The 15,489-nt window shown below is 65.0% G+C and carries 19 protein-coding genes; 1 reads left to right on the forward strand and 18 read right to left on the reverse strand.

Annotated elements, in window-relative coordinates:
- Window positions 1-16: 16 nt before the first annotated feature.
- The 13 genes from KNJ79_RS21395 to KNJ79_RS21450 all read right to left on the reverse strand — a co-directional run bounded on the left by KNJ79_RS21395 (window position 17) and on the right by KNJ79_RS21450 (window position 6,817).
- Window positions 17-562, reverse strand: coding sequence for a S26 family signal peptidase (locus KNJ79_RS21395; RefSeq protein WP_021316526.1), 546 nt, complete (start codon window positions 560-562; stop codon window positions 17-19).
- Window positions 559-1,080, reverse strand: a complete 522-nt coding sequence (locus KNJ79_RS21400; RefSeq protein ID WP_021316525.1) for a DUF2840 domain-containing protein — start codon at window positions 1,078-1,080, stop codon at window positions 559-561. Before KNJ79_RS21400 ends, KNJ79_RS21395 begins: the two co-directional genes overlap by 4 nt.
- The gene (locus KNJ79_RS21405) at window positions 1,077-1,331 is read right to left on the reverse strand and encodes a hypothetical protein (RefSeq protein WP_021316524.1); all 255 of its coding nucleotides are present in this window, start codon (window positions 1,329-1,331) and stop codon (window positions 1,077-1,079) included. Before KNJ79_RS21405 ends, KNJ79_RS21400 begins: the two co-directional genes overlap by 4 nt.
- Window positions 1,328-1,966, reverse strand: a complete 639-nt coding sequence (parA, locus tag KNJ79_RS21410) for a ParA family partition ATPase (RefSeq protein ID WP_021316523.1) — start codon at window positions 1,964-1,966, stop codon at window positions 1,328-1,330. Before parA ends, KNJ79_RS21405 begins: the two co-directional genes overlap by 4 nt.
- A 208-nt stretch (window positions 1,967-2,174) precedes the next feature.
- A complete protein-coding gene (locus tag KNJ79_RS21415) occupies window positions 2,175-3,062 on the reverse strand; it encodes a replication initiator protein A (RefSeq protein WP_021316522.1) in 888 nt (295 codons plus the stop codon).
- 11 nt (window positions 3,063-3,073) lie between these two features.
- Window positions 3,074-3,355, reverse strand: coding sequence for a helix-turn-helix transcriptional regulator (locus tag KNJ79_RS21420; protein WP_021316521.1), 282 nt, complete (start codon window positions 3,353-3,355; stop codon window positions 3,074-3,076).
- 140 nt (window positions 3,356-3,495) lie between these two features.
- Window positions 3,496-3,867, reverse strand: a complete 372-nt coding sequence (locus tag KNJ79_RS21425; RefSeq protein WP_021316520.1) for a DUF2285 domain-containing protein — start codon at window positions 3,865-3,867, stop codon at window positions 3,496-3,498.
- A 94-nt stretch (window positions 3,868-3,961) separates the two neighbouring features.
- Window positions 3,962-4,261 carry a transcriptional regulator domain-containing protein gene (locus KNJ79_RS22555; RefSeq protein WP_394357204.1) on the reverse strand — a complete coding sequence of 100 codons (300 nt, stop codon included), beginning with the start codon at window positions 4,259-4,261 and terminating at the stop codon, window positions 3,962-3,964.
- Between the two features lie 132 nt (window positions 4,262-4,393).
- Window positions 4,394-4,657 (reverse strand): DNA -binding domain-containing protein, encoded by a 264-nt coding sequence (locus KNJ79_RS21430; protein WP_021316519.1) that lies wholly within the window; start codon window positions 4,655-4,657, stop codon window positions 4,394-4,396.
- 91 nt (window positions 4,658-4,748) lie between these two features.
- Window positions 4,749-4,994 carry a helix-turn-helix domain-containing protein gene (locus KNJ79_RS21435; protein ID WP_021316518.1) on the reverse strand — a complete coding sequence of 82 codons (246 nt, stop codon included), beginning with the start codon at window positions 4,992-4,994 and terminating at the stop codon, window positions 4,749-4,751.
- A gap of 185 nt (window positions 4,995-5,179) precedes the next feature.
- Window positions 5,180-5,506, reverse strand: a complete 327-nt coding sequence (locus KNJ79_RS21440; RefSeq protein WP_021316517.1) for a DUF736 domain-containing protein — start codon at window positions 5,504-5,506, stop codon at window positions 5,180-5,182.
- Between the two features lie 561 nt (window positions 5,507-6,067).
- The gene (locus KNJ79_RS21445; RefSeq protein WP_021316516.1) at window positions 6,068-6,508 is read right to left on the reverse strand and encodes a hypothetical protein; all 441 of its coding nucleotides are present in this window, start codon (window positions 6,506-6,508) and stop codon (window positions 6,068-6,070) included.
- Window positions 6,509-6,649: 141 nt separating this feature from the next.
- Window positions 6,650-6,817 (reverse strand): hypothetical protein, encoded by a 168-nt coding sequence (locus KNJ79_RS21450; protein WP_021316515.1) that lies wholly within the window; start codon window positions 6,815-6,817, stop codon window positions 6,650-6,652.
- A gap of 324 nt (window positions 6,818-7,141) precedes the next feature.
- Between KNJ79_RS21450 and KNJ79_RS21455 the strand changes: the two genes are divergently transcribed.
- A complete protein-coding gene (locus KNJ79_RS21455; protein WP_021316514.1) occupies window positions 7,142-7,351 on the forward strand; it encodes a hypothetical protein in 210 nt (69 codons plus the stop codon).
- 160 nt (window positions 7,352-7,511) lie between these two features.
- Here KNJ79_RS21455 and KNJ79_RS21460 read toward each other — a convergent pair whose 3' ends face one another.
- The 5 genes from KNJ79_RS21460 to KNJ79_RS21480 all read right to left on the reverse strand — a co-directional run bounded on the left by KNJ79_RS21460 (window position 7,512) and on the right by KNJ79_RS21480 (window position 15,281).
- The gene (locus KNJ79_RS21460) at window positions 7,512-8,099 is read right to left on the reverse strand and encodes a TetR/AcrR family transcriptional regulator (protein WP_021316513.1); all 588 of its coding nucleotides are present in this window, start codon (window positions 8,097-8,099) and stop codon (window positions 7,512-7,514) included.
- Window positions 8,100-8,101: 2 nt separating this feature from the next.
- Window positions 8,102-8,566, reverse strand: a complete 465-nt coding sequence (locus KNJ79_RS21465) for a nuclear transport factor 2 family protein (RefSeq protein WP_021316512.1) — start codon at window positions 8,564-8,566, stop codon at window positions 8,102-8,104.
- A gap of 133 nt (window positions 8,567-8,699) precedes the next feature.
- Window positions 8,700-9,623: a DUF2493 domain-containing protein gene (locus KNJ79_RS21470; RefSeq protein ID WP_031294190.1), complete on the reverse strand. Its 924-nt coding sequence runs from the start codon at window positions 9,621-9,623 to the stop codon at window positions 8,700-8,702.
- A gap of 295 nt (window positions 9,624-9,918) precedes the next feature.
- Complete coding sequence (locus KNJ79_RS21475) at window positions 9,919-10,953, reverse strand: DUF7146 domain-containing protein (protein ID WP_021316510.1); 1,035 nt, start codon at window positions 10,951-10,953, stop codon at window positions 9,919-9,921.
- On the reverse strand, window positions 10,953-15,281 hold the full coding sequence (locus KNJ79_RS21480) for a strawberry notch family protein (protein WP_031294187.1): 4,329 nt from the start codon (window positions 15,279-15,281) through the stop codon (window positions 10,953-10,955). Before KNJ79_RS21480 ends, KNJ79_RS21475 begins: the two co-directional genes overlap by 1 nt.
- Window positions 15,282-15,489: the final 208 nt, after the last annotated feature.

Consider the following 15,489-nt stretch of genomic DNA (forward strand, 5'->3'; position numbering starts at 1 on the left):
GACCAGGCGTGCGTCGTCACCGCGTCGGCGCGCGCCAGACGAAGCGGCCATCGCCGTCCTCGTCGGTGTAGAGTGGAGTGGCTCGGCCGATGACCGCAGCGACGGGCAGAGGACCGAAATAGCGGCCGTCGAGACTGTCGCGGACCTGCCAGTTCATCAGGAACAGCTCGTCCTTGGCGAGGACGCGGCATCCCTTCCAGACGGGCAGCGCGCGGCCGAGACGATCGCGCGCAAGCGCTTCGCCCAACGGTTCGGCATCGACCGTGATCGTGTGGCCGTTGCGGCAGACGCGCTGTCCGGCAATCGCGGCAACATGCTTCATGAGCGGCACGCTTCGACCGATATAGCCGCGCCTGACCATGAAGCTCTCAAGCGGTTCTGGCGCGCGCACGGCGACCAGATCGCCGAGCTGCGGCGACCGATCCGGTGCGATTGTGTAAAGGCCGATGGGTGTGCTGGCCGACGCGTTCCAGACGAGCTTCGTCGGGTGCGCGACGATCGAGGCGATCGCGACGCCCATCGTCGCGAAATAGGTCGCCATCACATAACCGAAGCGGGTCATACGCCGATCTCCCGGCGCATGCCGAATGCGCGATGGCGAGCCAGCGTGTAGGCGCGCGGCGTTTCGCCGGCGGCCAGCCGGTTGTGGACGTGGCGCCAATGATCGGGGGCGGCATCCACCGGATCGATGCCGACCGCCTCGACCGCATCGATGATCTGGAGCACGCGCTCGACGTCCGGCCAGCCGTTCGCGCGCAAGAGAATGGCGCCGCCGGGCATTACCGTGGGGTGCGTCTGGAATGCCTCGCCGCTGCGGACGGCGCGCACGATGTCGAGCCGAGAGAAGATGGTTCCATAGTCGTTCGATGCCCAGCGCACGAGCGCGAACACCGCGCCGGGAGCGAAGAAGACAATGCGTCTGCGGCGGTCGAGGATTTGTTCGCCCACGTCGCGGCCGAAGCGGATCCAGTGCTCGGTCCGCTTCTCGATCCAGACGAGTTCGACCTGGGTGAGGTCGTCGGTCGGCGCGTTTGCGTCGGCACCGCCGGCCGACATAGGTGCGGCAACAAGCGCGGTCATGATGCTTCTCCTGACTGGGATGGGAATTCACGCTCGAACAGTTCGCGCAGCATGTCGGCAACGGTCTGGCCGCGCTGGAACGCGGCGATCTTGATGCGACCGCGCATGTCGGCGGTGACATCGATGGTCAGCCTGGCCGGGAAAGCCTCACCAGCTTGACCCTGCCGCGCGTGCCGCTCGGGCGCCTTGATCCAGCTTTCGGCATCGCCGGGGCGAGACGCGAAGCGGCGTTTGGGGGAATGCTCACTCATGCACCGATCCTCGCGACGTCGGCCGCGAGCCGCGTGATTTCGCGCGCGCCGGGACAGGCCTCGTCCTGCTCGGCGGCAAGTCGGCCGGTCTGCAGGGCATCGGCGAAGACGATGCGCTGGCCAATCGTTGCGGAGAGCAAGGGCGGCTCATGATCGGCCAGCGTCTCGGTGGTTTCACGGGCGAGCACCGTGCGCGCCGCGCAGCGGTTGAGCACGAAGCGGGCGGCGAGCTGCGGGCGATAGATGCGCGCCTCGCTGAGCAGGGAAAGCATCTCTGCCGAGGCCCAGCCATCGAGCGGCGACGGCTGCACAGGGATCAGCACGAGATCGGCCGCGAGAAGCGCCGAGCGCATCAGGCTGGCGACACGGGGCGGGCCATCGATGACGACATGGTCGCAGTCGCGGGCCAGTTCCGGCGCTTCACGGTGGAGCGTATCGCGGGCCAGGCCGACGACGCCGAACAGCCGTGCCAGTCCCTCCCGGCTGCGCTGCTGCGACCAGTCGAGCGCCGATCCCTGGGGGTCGGCGTCGATCAGCGTAACGCGCTGGCCATGACGCGCCCATTCGCCGGCAAGATGCAGAGCGAGCGTCGTCTTGCCGACACCGCCCTTCTGATTGAGCAGCGCGACGATCATGACCGGCTCCCGCGAAACGCGGAGGTGTCCACAGCACGCGAATGACGCTGCTGCGTTAGACAGATTCCGAAGGAATCTAGGTTAGATAAGTTACAGGGCTCGCAAGGTACTGATTCAAAGCGAGGATTCGTCGATTTCGGTCCCCGATAGCACGAGGATCGGGTCCCTGATGGCACGATAGCGCCGGTCCCTGATAGCACGAGACAATTCACAGCTTATCCCCAGGACGTGATTTGCGGCGGCGTCGGCGACGCGGGATGCCCAGGGCATCCGGGTCGGTCGGTGCGAAGGAAAGAATTTCGGGTCCACCGCCGCATTGCTCGATGGTGAGCCGGTAGCCGGGGAGCGGCTGGCGGCGGACGATGGCGCGCAGGTCGTAAGCGAAGTGCTTGAGCGGCGAGAGGCTCCCGGACTTGGCGTGGAGATGCGGGAAGTCGAAGCTCCAGCCGAATTCCTGGCGGCCGCCGTGCTTGCGCACGAGGCGGTAAAGCCAGCGTTCGAGCCCGCCGGTGAGGCCGAAATAATTGCGGTCGATGGTGAGGACGAGCGCGTCGTCAAGCACCGCGCCGTAAAACCAGTCGGGAACGATCAGTTCGAGGCCGAGCGGTCGGCCGCGATGGTCGGCGCGCTCCTTCCATTCGTTGATCCAGGAGAAGCGGTGCATCCGCCGCTCGGAGATCTGGCGAATGGAGGTGGCAACGGTGGTGGACTGAAGCCGGTCCAGCGCCGCTTTCAGGCGGTCGTAGTCGCGTAGCGACACGCCGCGGCCGATAAAGTTGAGGATTTCGTAGGGCGTCGTCGCCATGAGGCGCGACGGCCGCAGGCCGAGATCGCGCGCCTCGACGATTTGCGAGGCCGCCCAGATCAGGATGTCAGCATCCCATATCGTCGCCATGCCATGCTCGGCGACGGCCTCGACGCGGATGACGATGGAACCGGCCTTGAAGTCGATCGGCGCCAGGCGCTTCGACTTGGCGAGCGAGAAGAAAGGATAGGCCATGAGATCCTGCGCGTCGCGCGGCGCGAGATCGCCAGGGAGGGCGCGGAACAGATCGAGCTGCGCGCGTTCCTCGCGGTGGTGATGCCGGGACGACATGGCAGTGATGGTCAGCGCGAGCCGCGGCCAGCAGCGCGGTGCGCGGCGTCGGCTTTTGGCTTTGCCGGGAGCACGGCGCCACGCGGATCGGAAGTCGAGGTGACGGTCCCGCTTTCGGCCCAGGCCTGCAAATCGTCGAGCGCGTAGACGACGCGGCCGCCGAGCTTGCGATAGGCGGGGCCGGTGCCATAGGTGCGATGTTTTTCGAGGGTGCGGTTGGAGAGGCCGAGAAAGCGCGCGGCTTCGGGTGAGCGTAGGTAGCGTGGCGGAAAGCCGGCGGCGGTCTCGGCCATAAGAAGGCTCCATGGTCTCGTTTCGTGCCGCTGGGGGTCAGCGGCGGATCGAGAGCACGGTGGCGAGGCGGAGGCGCCCGCGCGATGTCGAAGATCGCTCGCTAAAATCGACACGGGCCGCGCATGCGCGGCTCAGTGGATCAGGAGCGGCGGGAGCGACGCAACAAGGCGCGGTAGCCGCCGTTGACGAGCGACTTTCCATCCCGAACGAGACGGATTGTTGTTTCTCTTACAGGATTGCCGACCCAGGAGCGGGCCTCGATGTCATCGTCGGGGAACAGGACGGCCGCGATCCGGCGATAAGGGACCGCCTCCATCCAGGCGTCGATCGCGCGCAACATCTGCCGGAGACGATGACGGCGTTGGGGCGTCGTTCGTGGGTCTTCGCGTGGCTTGTTCTTCTGCAACGCGGACAAGAAGCGGCCCACCGTCTCGATGCGATCATCGGTGTCGGAACCGATCGCGATCACCAGTCCGATGGGTGCGCTGGGGTCGGCGCCATGTTCGGCCATGACGTAGAAGCGTGTGTGTCTGATCTGGAGATACTGGTACGTCCCTTCCGGAGCCGACCGCTCATGCGCGATCTCGGCAGGAACTGGGAACGGGCTATAGGCGAGGGATTCGGATAGCGGTGCGAAGTGGAGTGTCCCCGGATCGGCGGTTGCAGCCCAGAAGATCGCGGCATCGATCGCGCGTAGCTTCGGGTCCGTCGCGAAATCGCAACCCCCATTTGGCGCAGATACCCGTGTCAGCGCTCGCGTCCAGTCGGGCCGCGCCGGTCAATTGCTGATACTCGGCCTGGTACTGCCGATTGCGCCGCAGAAACTCCCAGGCCAGTTCTTCCGGATCGAGCTCCTCGACATAGTCATAGGCGGAAGCGGACCGCCAGGTGCCATGTTGGGGCATAATCGTGTCCTCCCCGCTAGTTGCACATGAAGCGCAAAATTTTGGAGGCGCAGGATTCCAGTTCGGGACGGTGACGGGAAGTACGAAGCCCGCATCGCGTGATGCAAGACCTGCATCACGCGATGCGGGCGGTCAGTGGAACCGGGTCTGGATCAGGTGGCGGTAGCCGTTTTCGGTCATCCACCTGGCCCGGGCGATGTGCGTGGCATAGACTTGGGCGGATCGGTCGGGCTCGGTTCTGGGATCGAGGCCGAATACGGTTTCGACCACGTCCTGCCAGAGCGCACCGTCGGCTTCGGCGTCGAGCAGGCGCAGATAGGTCGAAAGATGCTCGCGGTCATAGGGCGTGAGCGTCTCGCTTTGCGGCGGTGCATCGAGAAAGCTATTTTGGATCATGTTGCTCACGTACAGACTATATGCATTTTGGAGCTATTTGTTAACCATTAGTTGAGCGGCGCGGCGAAGGGGCCGGTGGCCGAGCGCTGGCTCAGGCGGACATGTCCTCGGACCTGACCAGCATGACGCCCTCCCCCTTGTCGGAATTGAGTAGGACGATGCCACTTCCTTCGAGGGCACGGCGCACCTGATCGCGCGTCGTCTCGTACACCTGGAGCCCGTTTTCGGATTCGAGGCGCTTGAGCGCGGTCAGGGATATTCGGGCCTTGTCAGCGAGCGTCTCCTGTGTCCAACCCAGCAACGCGCGTGCGGCCCGCGATTGTCGGGCGGTGATCATGCATGATCACCTCCCATTCGGAGACACGCGCACGCCAGAACTACGACTAAAATAGTCGCTTTCGTCGCCAAACTCCAGCGCTATTCGCTTTGCGACCATGAGGTTCGCCTATCCGGGTGAAATCCGATTCGGTCAGGAACAAGAATAATGCCCCGCCCGATCTCGGGCGGGGCATCGGTGGGGCCTTAGTCGCCGTTGCGGCGGTTCGGGCGCGACCAGATGAGGCTGAAGCTCTCGCCGTCCTCGTCGTCGAAGAGGTTGGCGTAGATCGGAGCGGTGAAGCTCGGATCGTCGAGCTTGAGGCCGAGATAGTCGCGGCCCTCGTTCGACTGCTTGGACCAGGCGGCGCCGATTTCGGCGCGGCCGACGAAGACGCGGTGGCTGGGAGCGTTCTCGCCGGTGGTGCGAGCTTCGGGGATGATGCGGACGTTCTTGGCCTGGACCGAGAGGGTGACGATTTCGCCGGTGAATTCGTTCGAGGCGGTCTTCTTGAAGGTGCCGATGGTAGCCATGTGAGTTCTCCTTGCTTCGACGTTTCGAGCCCGCACCATTGCGGTCTCGATGGCGATCGACAGGCCGGAGGCGATCGACGACGCACCCCGTCAGGGGCATGACAGCAAAGGAGGAACTTTCTTGTTCCGCGCGGAATGGCGGCACAGCCGCCAGGGGAAGAAAGTTGTGACGCCGCTGTTGCGGCATAGGCGATCGAGGCGAAGCCGGCGTTCGGCCAGATCAGGCCATTGAAGAGACCGTGTTGGTGCGCTTGAGACAGGAGTTCCGGCAAGGAGGAACAGGCTGCCCGCCTTGGACCTGAGGCGCCGCCGCTTACGGCATCGGCTCGCCTGCCTTGGCGTCCGGCAAGGAAACTGTGCTACGCCAGTGCGCCGCTGGCCTACGCGCACGGCCCGTCCCTCCCGGCAATGCCGCTGCGCCACCCGCCAGCAGCCGTGCGAGGGTCAATGCCGCGCTGCGCTCTGCGAGTGATTGCGCACGACGCTTCCCCAACCGCACAGTTCGACGACGACTCACGGCATGACGCGCTCTACTCAACCGCCTGACCGTTGCCCGGCGACTCAGGCTCTGGCGATCTGCTGCGCTGACGGGTCTGGGGCTGTCATTCCGGTGACGCGGAGAAGTGCCGTCACGCCGACCGCGATGGCACCGATGATCGAAAAGGCGAGCTGCCAAGTTTCGGAAGGCATGAGATGCTTGACGATGCCGTGGGTCGCGTGGAAGCCCGCGACGGCCGCGGGCGCCACAAAGGCAAGGGCGACCAGGACCTTCAGCCACAAGGGCCGGAGAAAACCGATCAACAGATGACCGATGGTGAGCGTCGCCCCTGCGGCGAGAACACCGACAAGAAAGGCACCGATCAGGCCGGCGCCGCTGGCGTGCGCCCAGACGCCGACGGTGACCCCGACGAAAGCCGGGAGAGCGAACACGGCCAGCGTGAACAAGAGCCAGCAGATCGCGCCTATGGCGGCGAAGGAGGCAAGGATGGACAGGATAATCATAGTGGTGGTCTCCGTAAGAGTATTCTGACGGTCGCGCCTGCCACCACCACCTCGGCGCACGAATTGAAGTAGCAGAAAATCGGCCGTGCCGGGAGCGAAAACCGAGAAATGGATTCGCTCAGCCGCACGGCCTTGTCGTATTTACGAGGCGAAAGGGTCGATTTCATCGAGGATAGCGGTGCTGTCGCCGTCATATTCATTGGCCGGCATGACCGAGACTGTGCCGTCACCGGCCCGGAAGATTACGATTGCGGTCATGAGAGTGCTGGCGAGGCTGAAGGCGAAGGCGTGAGCATCGTGGAAGGACATTGGTGCGGCTCCTGTCTTGAGCGGAGGACCATCCCCCGCTGACAGGCGCCCGATGTGTCGGGCTGGGCGCTGCAATCACCGCGCAGGCAAGGCCAGAGCGGCGGCACGCTTTGCGTAGCCGACCCTTTACGGGTTGATGGCGTCAAGCGTTCAGTCTGACCAAGGATCAGCGCCAACGCGGCGGGGGTGGTTGTCCGCGAACCGAGCCACGAACGTCGATGTCCATTGATGACCTGTTGACCGGGCGATTTGTGAGTCACGCCCCGATCCGCATTTGGGCTATCGTGAGGTGCGTGTTGGGAAGGCAGTACGAAGGATAGGCATATGGCCGAGTTTGCGGGACGCGACCTGCATCTGGTGAAAAAGGCGCTCGCCATCGCGGTGCTTGCGATCGAGAGGCAGCCTGGACCATTTCAGTCGAGCTCCGACCAGACCGATATGAAAGCACTGCTCGAGGATCTGATCGAGAATGATAGCGAGCTCGCGCATTATGCGCGCGCGGCTCGGATCGCCGTTACCGGCGATCCGACCTGAGAGGCGGCGTCGCGAAATGGCGCCTACCCACCTTTACGGCCGATTGAATAGCGTGAGGCTGCGGTGCTTGCATGCAGCCGCGTTCAGGAGCGGATATCGAGCTGCTCGGCGAGGCCCAGCGCGCGCAGCCGGTCGCCGTTCGGGTCGGAAGAGGTGCGATCTAGGAATGCCGCGAGCGATGCGCTGCAATCGCATCGAGCATCGTCTTTTCGTGATGGCGAAGGATGCGCCTGAAGGTGTTTTCGTCGTCGAGCGCCCGAGCGAGGACGATGGCGCCCTGAATTCCGACCACGGTCCGTTCAGCTAGCGTGCTTGCCTCATTGCCTGGCACACTACCCTTTGCGATGCATGTGGCCAGCGCGGCGATCCACCGTTCGAAATAGAGCCTTATCGATTTGGTGAAGGGGTCACGGGACGCGCTGAGACCCAACGTGCCCACGAGGCAGACCCGGCCACCCGAGTTGAAATAGGTGTCTACGTCCCGGATCATTGCCGCGATCGCCCGTGCCGGGTCGTCGGACAGCTCCAACGCGGAAAAGATCGCCGCCTCAAACCAGTCCGCAATATCGGCGAGAACGGCGGCCATCATTTCGTCCTTGCCGCCGGGGAAGAAGTTATAGAGGCTCCCCTTGCCCAGACCGGTCGCTGCGGAAATGCGCGACAGGCTCGCGCCCGCATGGCCATGTTCGCGAAAGACTTCCGCCAAGGCCGGCAGCGCGTCGACCCGATCCGTGGCCGTGCGTGACATGCTCAGAGATCGAGCGCGCTGAGCGAGGGATGGTCGTCCGGCCGTCGGCCCAGAGGCCAGATGAACAGACGCTCGCTTGCCGCAATCGGGCGATCGTTGATGGAGGCGATCCGGCGGGCCATCAGCCCAGCATCGTCGAACTCCCAATTTTCATTGCCATAAGAGCGGAACCAGGTGCCGCTGTCATCGTGCCACTCATAAGCGAAGCGAACCGCAATGCGACGGTCTTGCCAGGCCCAGACCTCCTTGATGAGTCGATAGTCGAGCTCCTTGGCCCATTTGCGCGCCAGGAAGGGGATGATTTGCTCACGCCCCGTCACGAACTCGCTGCGGTTCCGCCAGACGCTGTCGATCGTGTAAGCCTGCGCGACCTTTTCCGGATCGCGACTGTTCCATGCGTCTTCAGCGAGCCGGGCCTTTTGCGTGGCGGTTTCGGCTGTGAAAGGCGGAAGCGGAGGTCGGCTCATGTCGGAATTCCTTAGGAGAACTGCCTTGTACCGTTCGGTACAAGGGCCGATCACCAACGTCAATCGCCAGGACTGAAGTGCAGGCGCTCAGTGCGGCTCCCTGGTAAAGTCCACTCGAGCATGGCGGCGGCGCTCACGCGCCGCCGAACTTCCAGACCGGAATGCCGAGCTTTTTGGCCTTGTCAGCAAGGTTGTCGTCGATGCCGGTGCCGGGGAAGTGCAGGACGCCCTTCGGCACGATCTCCAGCATTTCGTCATTGCGTTTGAAGGGGGCAGCGCGTCCGTGCTTGGTCCAATCGGGCGCGAAGCCGATCTGGGGCACGTTGCGGTTCTTTGCCCAGAGCGATGCGATCTTGGGGGCGCCCTTGGGCGCCTTGCCGTGGATCAGCACCATGTCGGGGTGCTTTTGGTGGACCTGGTCGAGCTTCGCCCAGATGAGCCGATGATCGTTGAAATCGAGCCCGCCGGTGACGACGATCTTGGGACCGGGAGGTAGCAGCACTTGCTGTTCGGCGCGTTTCTTCGCCATGACGAAGTCGCGGCTGTCGATCATCGTCGCGGTGAGATTGCGGTGATTGACCTTCGATCCGCTGCGCGGGAGCCACGCCTTGCCGACTTGGCGCTCATAGTGTTCGGCGGCCTCGTCGCGCATGAGTTCGAATGCCGCCTGGCGCTCCACCAGTGTCTTCCCCTCGGCGATGAGACGTTCCAGTTCGACCGATTTTACCTCGCTGCCGTCTTGCTGCTTCTGGGACCGTTTCTGCGCCTGCTCGTTGGTGTCGAGGTCGCGATCGACGCGCGCCGCGGCGCGTTGGAAGGTGTTGACGGTCGACCAGAGGAGATCGTCGAGGTCGGGTTCGAGGCGGGTGTCTTCCAAAGTCGAGATCAGCGCATCGAAGATGTCGGCGATCGCGCGGGCCACTTCGTTGCCCTCTGGAAGGAGGCGCTGGTCGGGCTCGTCCTCGAACGGTCGGTAGCCATAGAGTTGAAGTTCGTTGAGGACATGGTCGGTGGGAGAAGAGTCGTGGTGCGGTTCGTGGTCGTCGCGCTCGGTCATGGGGTGCTCCGTCGGTTGGACCGCGACCGTCGCGGCCTTCTTGGCGACGAAGCCCACGGACGGGCCGGGCTGGCAGGCTGAGCGAAGCGAAGCCCTTTGATGGCAAAGGCCGGCTATTTTGGTTCGCGATGGAAAGGCCCGAAGGGCCGCCGGAAAATAGTCGGCCGCCGCCATTGCCGGCTCGGCCCGTTTGTGGGTCGATCGCCCTTTGGAAGGCCGAGGCGCGGTCCTCTCCGCTGTCAGGATGCATCCGGGCGAGCGGCGGCTCGCAGCCGCCACCGGCCCTTCCGCCGACCTATGCCGCGAGCGTCATGAAGCGGACGACGTCCTGTGGAACGAATTGGGGACGAACCAGCGCGCCAAGGGCATCGCGGCCAAGTTTGCGGAGGTCCTCGTTGAAGTCGCCGAGCCGCGGCGACAGCACCACCGCCTCGATTCCGGCCGCATCCGCTCGTTCGACCAGACTATCGCGCGCGCCGTCGCCTGCCGGGTCATTGTCGCGGGCGATATAGAGCCGGCGCAGTGTGTCGGGGAAATGGCAAGCGGCAAGATGGGCTGCGGAGAGTGCGGCCATCATTGGCATATCGGCGATCTGGCGGAGCGACAGGACGGTCTCGATGCCTTCGCCGGCGGCCATGACCTCGGCGCCGAGGCCGAAGCGGACGGCGTTGCCGAGCAGGTCGCCCATCGCTCGTCGCGGCGTTTCGATCGGTGCCTTATCCGGGCGTCGGGGGTCGAGCCAGGTGCGATGCGCCCCCGTGATACGTCCGTCCAGATCGGTGACTGCCGCGATCATCGCCGGCCATGTCTCGGTCGGCGAATAGTCATCCGGTCGGTAGTAGCAGCGCGGGTGGTAGTGCAGGCTTCCGGTTCCGCGCAAATCCGTAATCCCGCGTTCGTGCAAATAGGTCGTGACGATCGTGCCCGAAATCGGCTGCGCCATTTTGATGAGACGGCGAGCCGCTTCGGGCGAGCCGACAGGTGCTGGAGTGCGGCGCTCATGGGGGCGCGGCTCCGGCTCAGGCGGTGGCATGGCGAGGAACGTCCGAGCTTCGTCGGCGACATCCTTGAAGTCGATGAGGCCGCAGCTCTCGCGGATGACGTCGAGTAGATCGCCATGTTCCCCTGTCGCGGCATCGGTCCATTTTCCCGCCGGTCCCTTGGGAGAATCCTTGAGCCGGACATACATAGAACGGCCGGGCGTGTTGCGCACGTCCCCTACCAGCCAGTAGCGGCCTTCGCGGCGACCGCTGGCGAGATAGTGACGGCACACCGCCTCGGCCTGGCGGCCAAGGCGGTGTGCGAGATCGGACGGGTTTTCCAGGGCCATCAGGCTGCCTCCCGCTCGATGATGCGCGCGACCGGATAGGTATCGAGCAGCTTGGCGAGAACGACGGGACCGGTGGTGTCGACCGGGACGAAGAAGCGCAGCTTCCACGAGATGATCTCGCTGAACAGGCCATAGGCGCGCAGACGCTCCCGCATCGCTTCGGTAAAGCCGTTCAGTTCCATGCGATAGCTGCCCATCACGCGCGCGCGACGCAGTTGGAGCCCCTCGGCAAGATCGAGAGTGGTCGTCCCGTCCATCAACGCGGAAAAAGCGTGGTCAGGTGCGAGGGTCGTGGCCCCCGTGGTGGCGGCGTTTGCCGCCCATGCCGGGGAGACCCGTCGCCCGATGATGCGCTCGCCAGCGTCGGTCTGGAGCCGATAGACGCGGGTGGATTCGTCGGGCAGGCGTTTCCAGATCGGCAACAGCAGGCCGGCGACGATGTGGATCGTGCTTTCGGAGAATTCGGGGACGTCGGCAATTTCGGCATGCCAGGCCTTGGCGAAAGCGTCGCGGCCGACTTCCTGCCAATGGCTTTCGGCCATCATGTGCAAGGGTGCATAGTGCCGTTCCATCGGCCGGATGAGGCAGACGCGCCGCTCGATTTCGCCATCGTCGAGCATGATCGCGGATGCCGGCACCTGAACGGCGGCGCGATGTGAGCGACCATTGACCAGCAGCCGCGCGCGCGGATCGCCAAGATGATCGAGGGCGTCAGCCAGGGTCGTGGGGTGATTGCGCTCGCGGCATGCGATGGTGAGCAGGCGCGTTTCCGCCCCGGTCCCCGGATGCGTATGGATGACGTCGCTGTCGGTGACGACGAAGCTTTCCGCACGCAGGGTTTCGAGCCCGACATCGTATATGCCGGCGCGGATGGCGCCTTCGATCTTGGCGTTGAGCAATTGTTCGAAGGCAGTGAACAACACGCCCTGCAGCTCGATGGTCAGCGCCAGCAGGCGATTGAGGAACGTCGTGATCGGCGGCAGTTCGTCCTTGATGCCATTGTCGTCGGTCAAGCGGAGGCCGGTCGCCGATTCAAAGCGGTCGAGCGAGCAGCCATCGACCTTGCCGCGAACGAGCAGCAGATAGAGCTGCCGGAGCGCATCGCGCGCGTAATGCGATTCGAGATTGTCTTCGGGCCGGAAAAGGCCCTGACCCCCGGTCTGGCGCTGCCCGCGCGTGATGGCGCCGAGCGTGTCGAGCCGGCGGGCGATTGTGGAGAGAAAGCGCTTCTCGGCCTTGACGTCGGTGGCGACTGGCCGAAACAGCGGCGGCTGCGCCTGGTTTGTGCGGTTGGTGCGGCCGAGACCCTGGATGGCGGCATCGGCTTTCCAGCCCGGCTCAAGCAGATAATGAACGCGCAGGCGCTGGTTCCGGGCCGCAAGATCGGCATGATAACTGCGTCCGGTGCCGCCAGCGTCCGAAAAGATCAGCACGCGCTTCTGGTCATCCATGAAGGCGGCCGCCTCGGCGAGATTGGCGGATGCCGCGCGGTTCTCGACGACGAGGCGCTCGCCCTTGCGGACGACGCGGCGTGATCGGCCGGTGACTTCGGCGGCCACCTCCGTGCCGAACCGCTGGACGATCTGATCGAGCGCGCCGGGAACGGGCGCAAGCGCTGCGAGCCGCTCGATCAGCTCGTCGCGGCGGGCGACGGCTTCGCGGCTCTCGACGGGTTGTCCATCGCGATAGACGGGGCGAGACGAAAGATTGCCTTCGCTGTCGGTGAACGGCTCGTAGAGCTGCACCGGGAAGGAATGGGCAAGGTAATCCAGGACATACTCGCGGGGCGTGATATCCACGCGAATATCATTCCATTCTTCGGTCGGGACTTCGGCCAGACGACGCTCCATCAGGGCCTCGCCGGTCGAAACGATCTGGACGACGGCGGCATGGCCGGTGGCGAGATCCTGCTCGATCGAGCGGATCAGCGTCGGGGTCTTCATGCTCGTCAGCAGATGGCCGAAGAAACGCTGTTTGGCGCTTTCGAAGGCCGAGCGGGCGGCGGCTTTCGCCTGCCGGTTGAGGGTGCCTGACGCGCCGGTGATATTGGCGGCCTGCATGGCCGCGTCGAGATGATTGTGGATGATGGTAAAGGCGCCGGCATAGGCGTCGTAGATGCGGGTCTGCTCAGCAGTAAGCTGGTGTTCGACCAGCTCATATTCGACACCGTCATAGGAGAGCGACCGGGCCGTGTAGAGGCCGAGTGCGCGCAGGTCGCGGGCGAGCACTTCCATCGCCGCGACGCCGCCATTCTCGACGGCCTCGATGAACTCGGCGCGGTTGGCGAAGGGGAAATCCTCCCCGCCCCACAGGCCGAGCCGCTGGGCGTAAGCGAGATTGTGAACGGTGGTTGCCCCGGTTGCCGAGACGTAGACGACACGCGCATTGGGGAGCGCGTGCTGGAGCCTGAGCCCGGCACGGCCCTGCTGCGAGGGGGCGACGTCGCCGCGTTCACTTTTTCCGCCGCCGGCGTTTTGCATGGCGTGGCTCTCGTCGAAAATGATCACTCCATCGAAGTCGGAGCCCAACCATTCGACGATCTGCTTGACGCGGGAAAGCTTTTCTCCCCGGTCGTCGGACCGTAGCGTGGCATAGGTGGTAAAAAGGATGCCTTCGGCAAGCCGGATGGACGTGCCCTGCGGAAAGCGCGACAGCGGCGTGACCAGCAAGCGCTCCATGCCGAGCGCCGACCAGTCGCGCTGGGCGTCCTCGAGCAGCTTGTCGGACTTCGAGATCCAGACGGCCTTGCGGCGGCCCTGGAGCCAGTTGTCGAGGATGATCCCGGCCGACTGGCGGCCCTTGCCGGCACCGGTGCCGTCGCCGAGCATGAAGCCGCGGCGGAAGCGGACGCTGTGGGCCGCATCATCGGAAGCTGCGGAAACCACATCGCAGGTCTCATCCACGGTCCAGGCGCCGGCGAGATATTCACCATGCGCTTCGCCGGCATAGATGACCGTTTCGAGTTGCGCATCGGAGAGAATGCCCGCGGAGACGAGCGCGGCCGGAAGCGTCGGTCGGTAGCTCGGCTTGGGCGGCGCGACCGATGCCATGGCTGCGGATTGCACGAGCTTGGTCGGATGGGGCTGCGCGCCGGGAAGGCGGATCGACTGGAGCGCATAGGGTTCGTAGATCGAGTCAGACAGGCGTGCGCCCTCGGGCGGCGTCCAGTCGACCGGCTCGTAGCTGAGCGGCAGGCCGTCGGGCGCGGCAATGCCGCGAGGCGGCTGCACGCTGGCCGCGCGGGCGAGATAGCCGCGCACGGTGCGGGGCATAGCGCCAGCCACGACGGGCACGCTTGGCAGCGAGCAGCTCATGCGAGGGGGAAGCAGGTTATCCAGCCATTGCAGGAGCGTCGTGACATCGGGCGCGACTCCGGCGGATTCGGGAAAGCGCGCTTTGTCTTCGGCGGGACGCTTGTCGATGACGGTCAGACGCGTCTCGATGGTCGTGCCATGCTTGGCATAGACAGAGCCCGCGATCGCGGCGGTGAACACGATGCGGCCGCGCTCCTGCAACCGGATGAAACTGTCTCGCCAGGCCGGAGCGTCGGGCGAGAAATTGGCGCCGGTGATCGCGACGAGACGACCGCCCGGAGCAAGTCGTGCGAGGGCGGAGGCGATGTGCCGATAGTCGGCGTCGCCCATCCGCCCGGAAACATTGGCCATCACCGAGAAGGGCGGATTCATGATGACGACGCTTGGGACAGTGGCCGGATCCAGATGGTCGTCGATCTGGGCCGCGTCGTAGCGCGTGAGCGGTACGGCCGGAAAGAGAGCGGAAAGCAGGTCGGCGCGTGTCTCGGCCAGTTCGTTGAGATCGAGCGTCGCGCCCGCAATCTCGGCGAGGATCGCCAGAAGGCCGGTGCCGGCCGAGGGCTCCAGCACGCGGTCGGCCGGCGTCAGCGCGGCCGCGGTCAGCGCCGCGAGGCCCAGCGGCAGGGGCGTAGAAAACTGCTGAAAGGCCTGCGCCTGCTCGGACCGGCGCGTATGAGTCGGCAAAAGGCCGGTGATTTTGGCCAGAGCGGAAAGCCGCAAAGCCGGCGAAGCGGATTTGCGGAAGAGCGCCTTTCCGTATTTGCGCAGGAACAGGACGGTGGCGGCTTCGCAGGCGTCGTAAGCAGTCTTCCAGTCCCAGGCGCCGCTCGCGTCGGACGCGCCGAAGGCGGTCTCCATGGCGGCGCGCAGCGTCGCGGCGTCGACCGGCCGACCCTGTTCGAGATGGGGCAGAAGCTGCTCGGCGGCGGCAAGGACGGCGCGAGCCGGCGGGGTCTCCGGTGCGAGCGGGAGCGAGGCGGCCTGAGCGGCCGCCTGTGCGGAAGCGTTGTTCATGATGGGAACCTCGGGAGAGCGGAGAAGGACGAGCTGACCGGCGCTCTCTCTCGACCGGACCGGCTCAAACCCGTTCCGGCCGTCCTCTTCCTCTCGGGCGGCGGCCGTCAGGCCCCGCCATTCTGCGATCCGCGCGGTGCGACGGGCATTGAAGTCGTGGCAGGAGAGTGCGCGCAGAGGAAGTCGCTCGTCCAAGATAAGCAAAGCC

It is taken from the genome of Sphingopyxis indica (assembly GCF_032879645.1).
Taxonomy (GTDB): domain Bacteria; phylum Pseudomonadota; class Alphaproteobacteria; order Sphingomonadales; family Sphingomonadaceae; genus Sphingopyxis; species Sphingopyxis indica.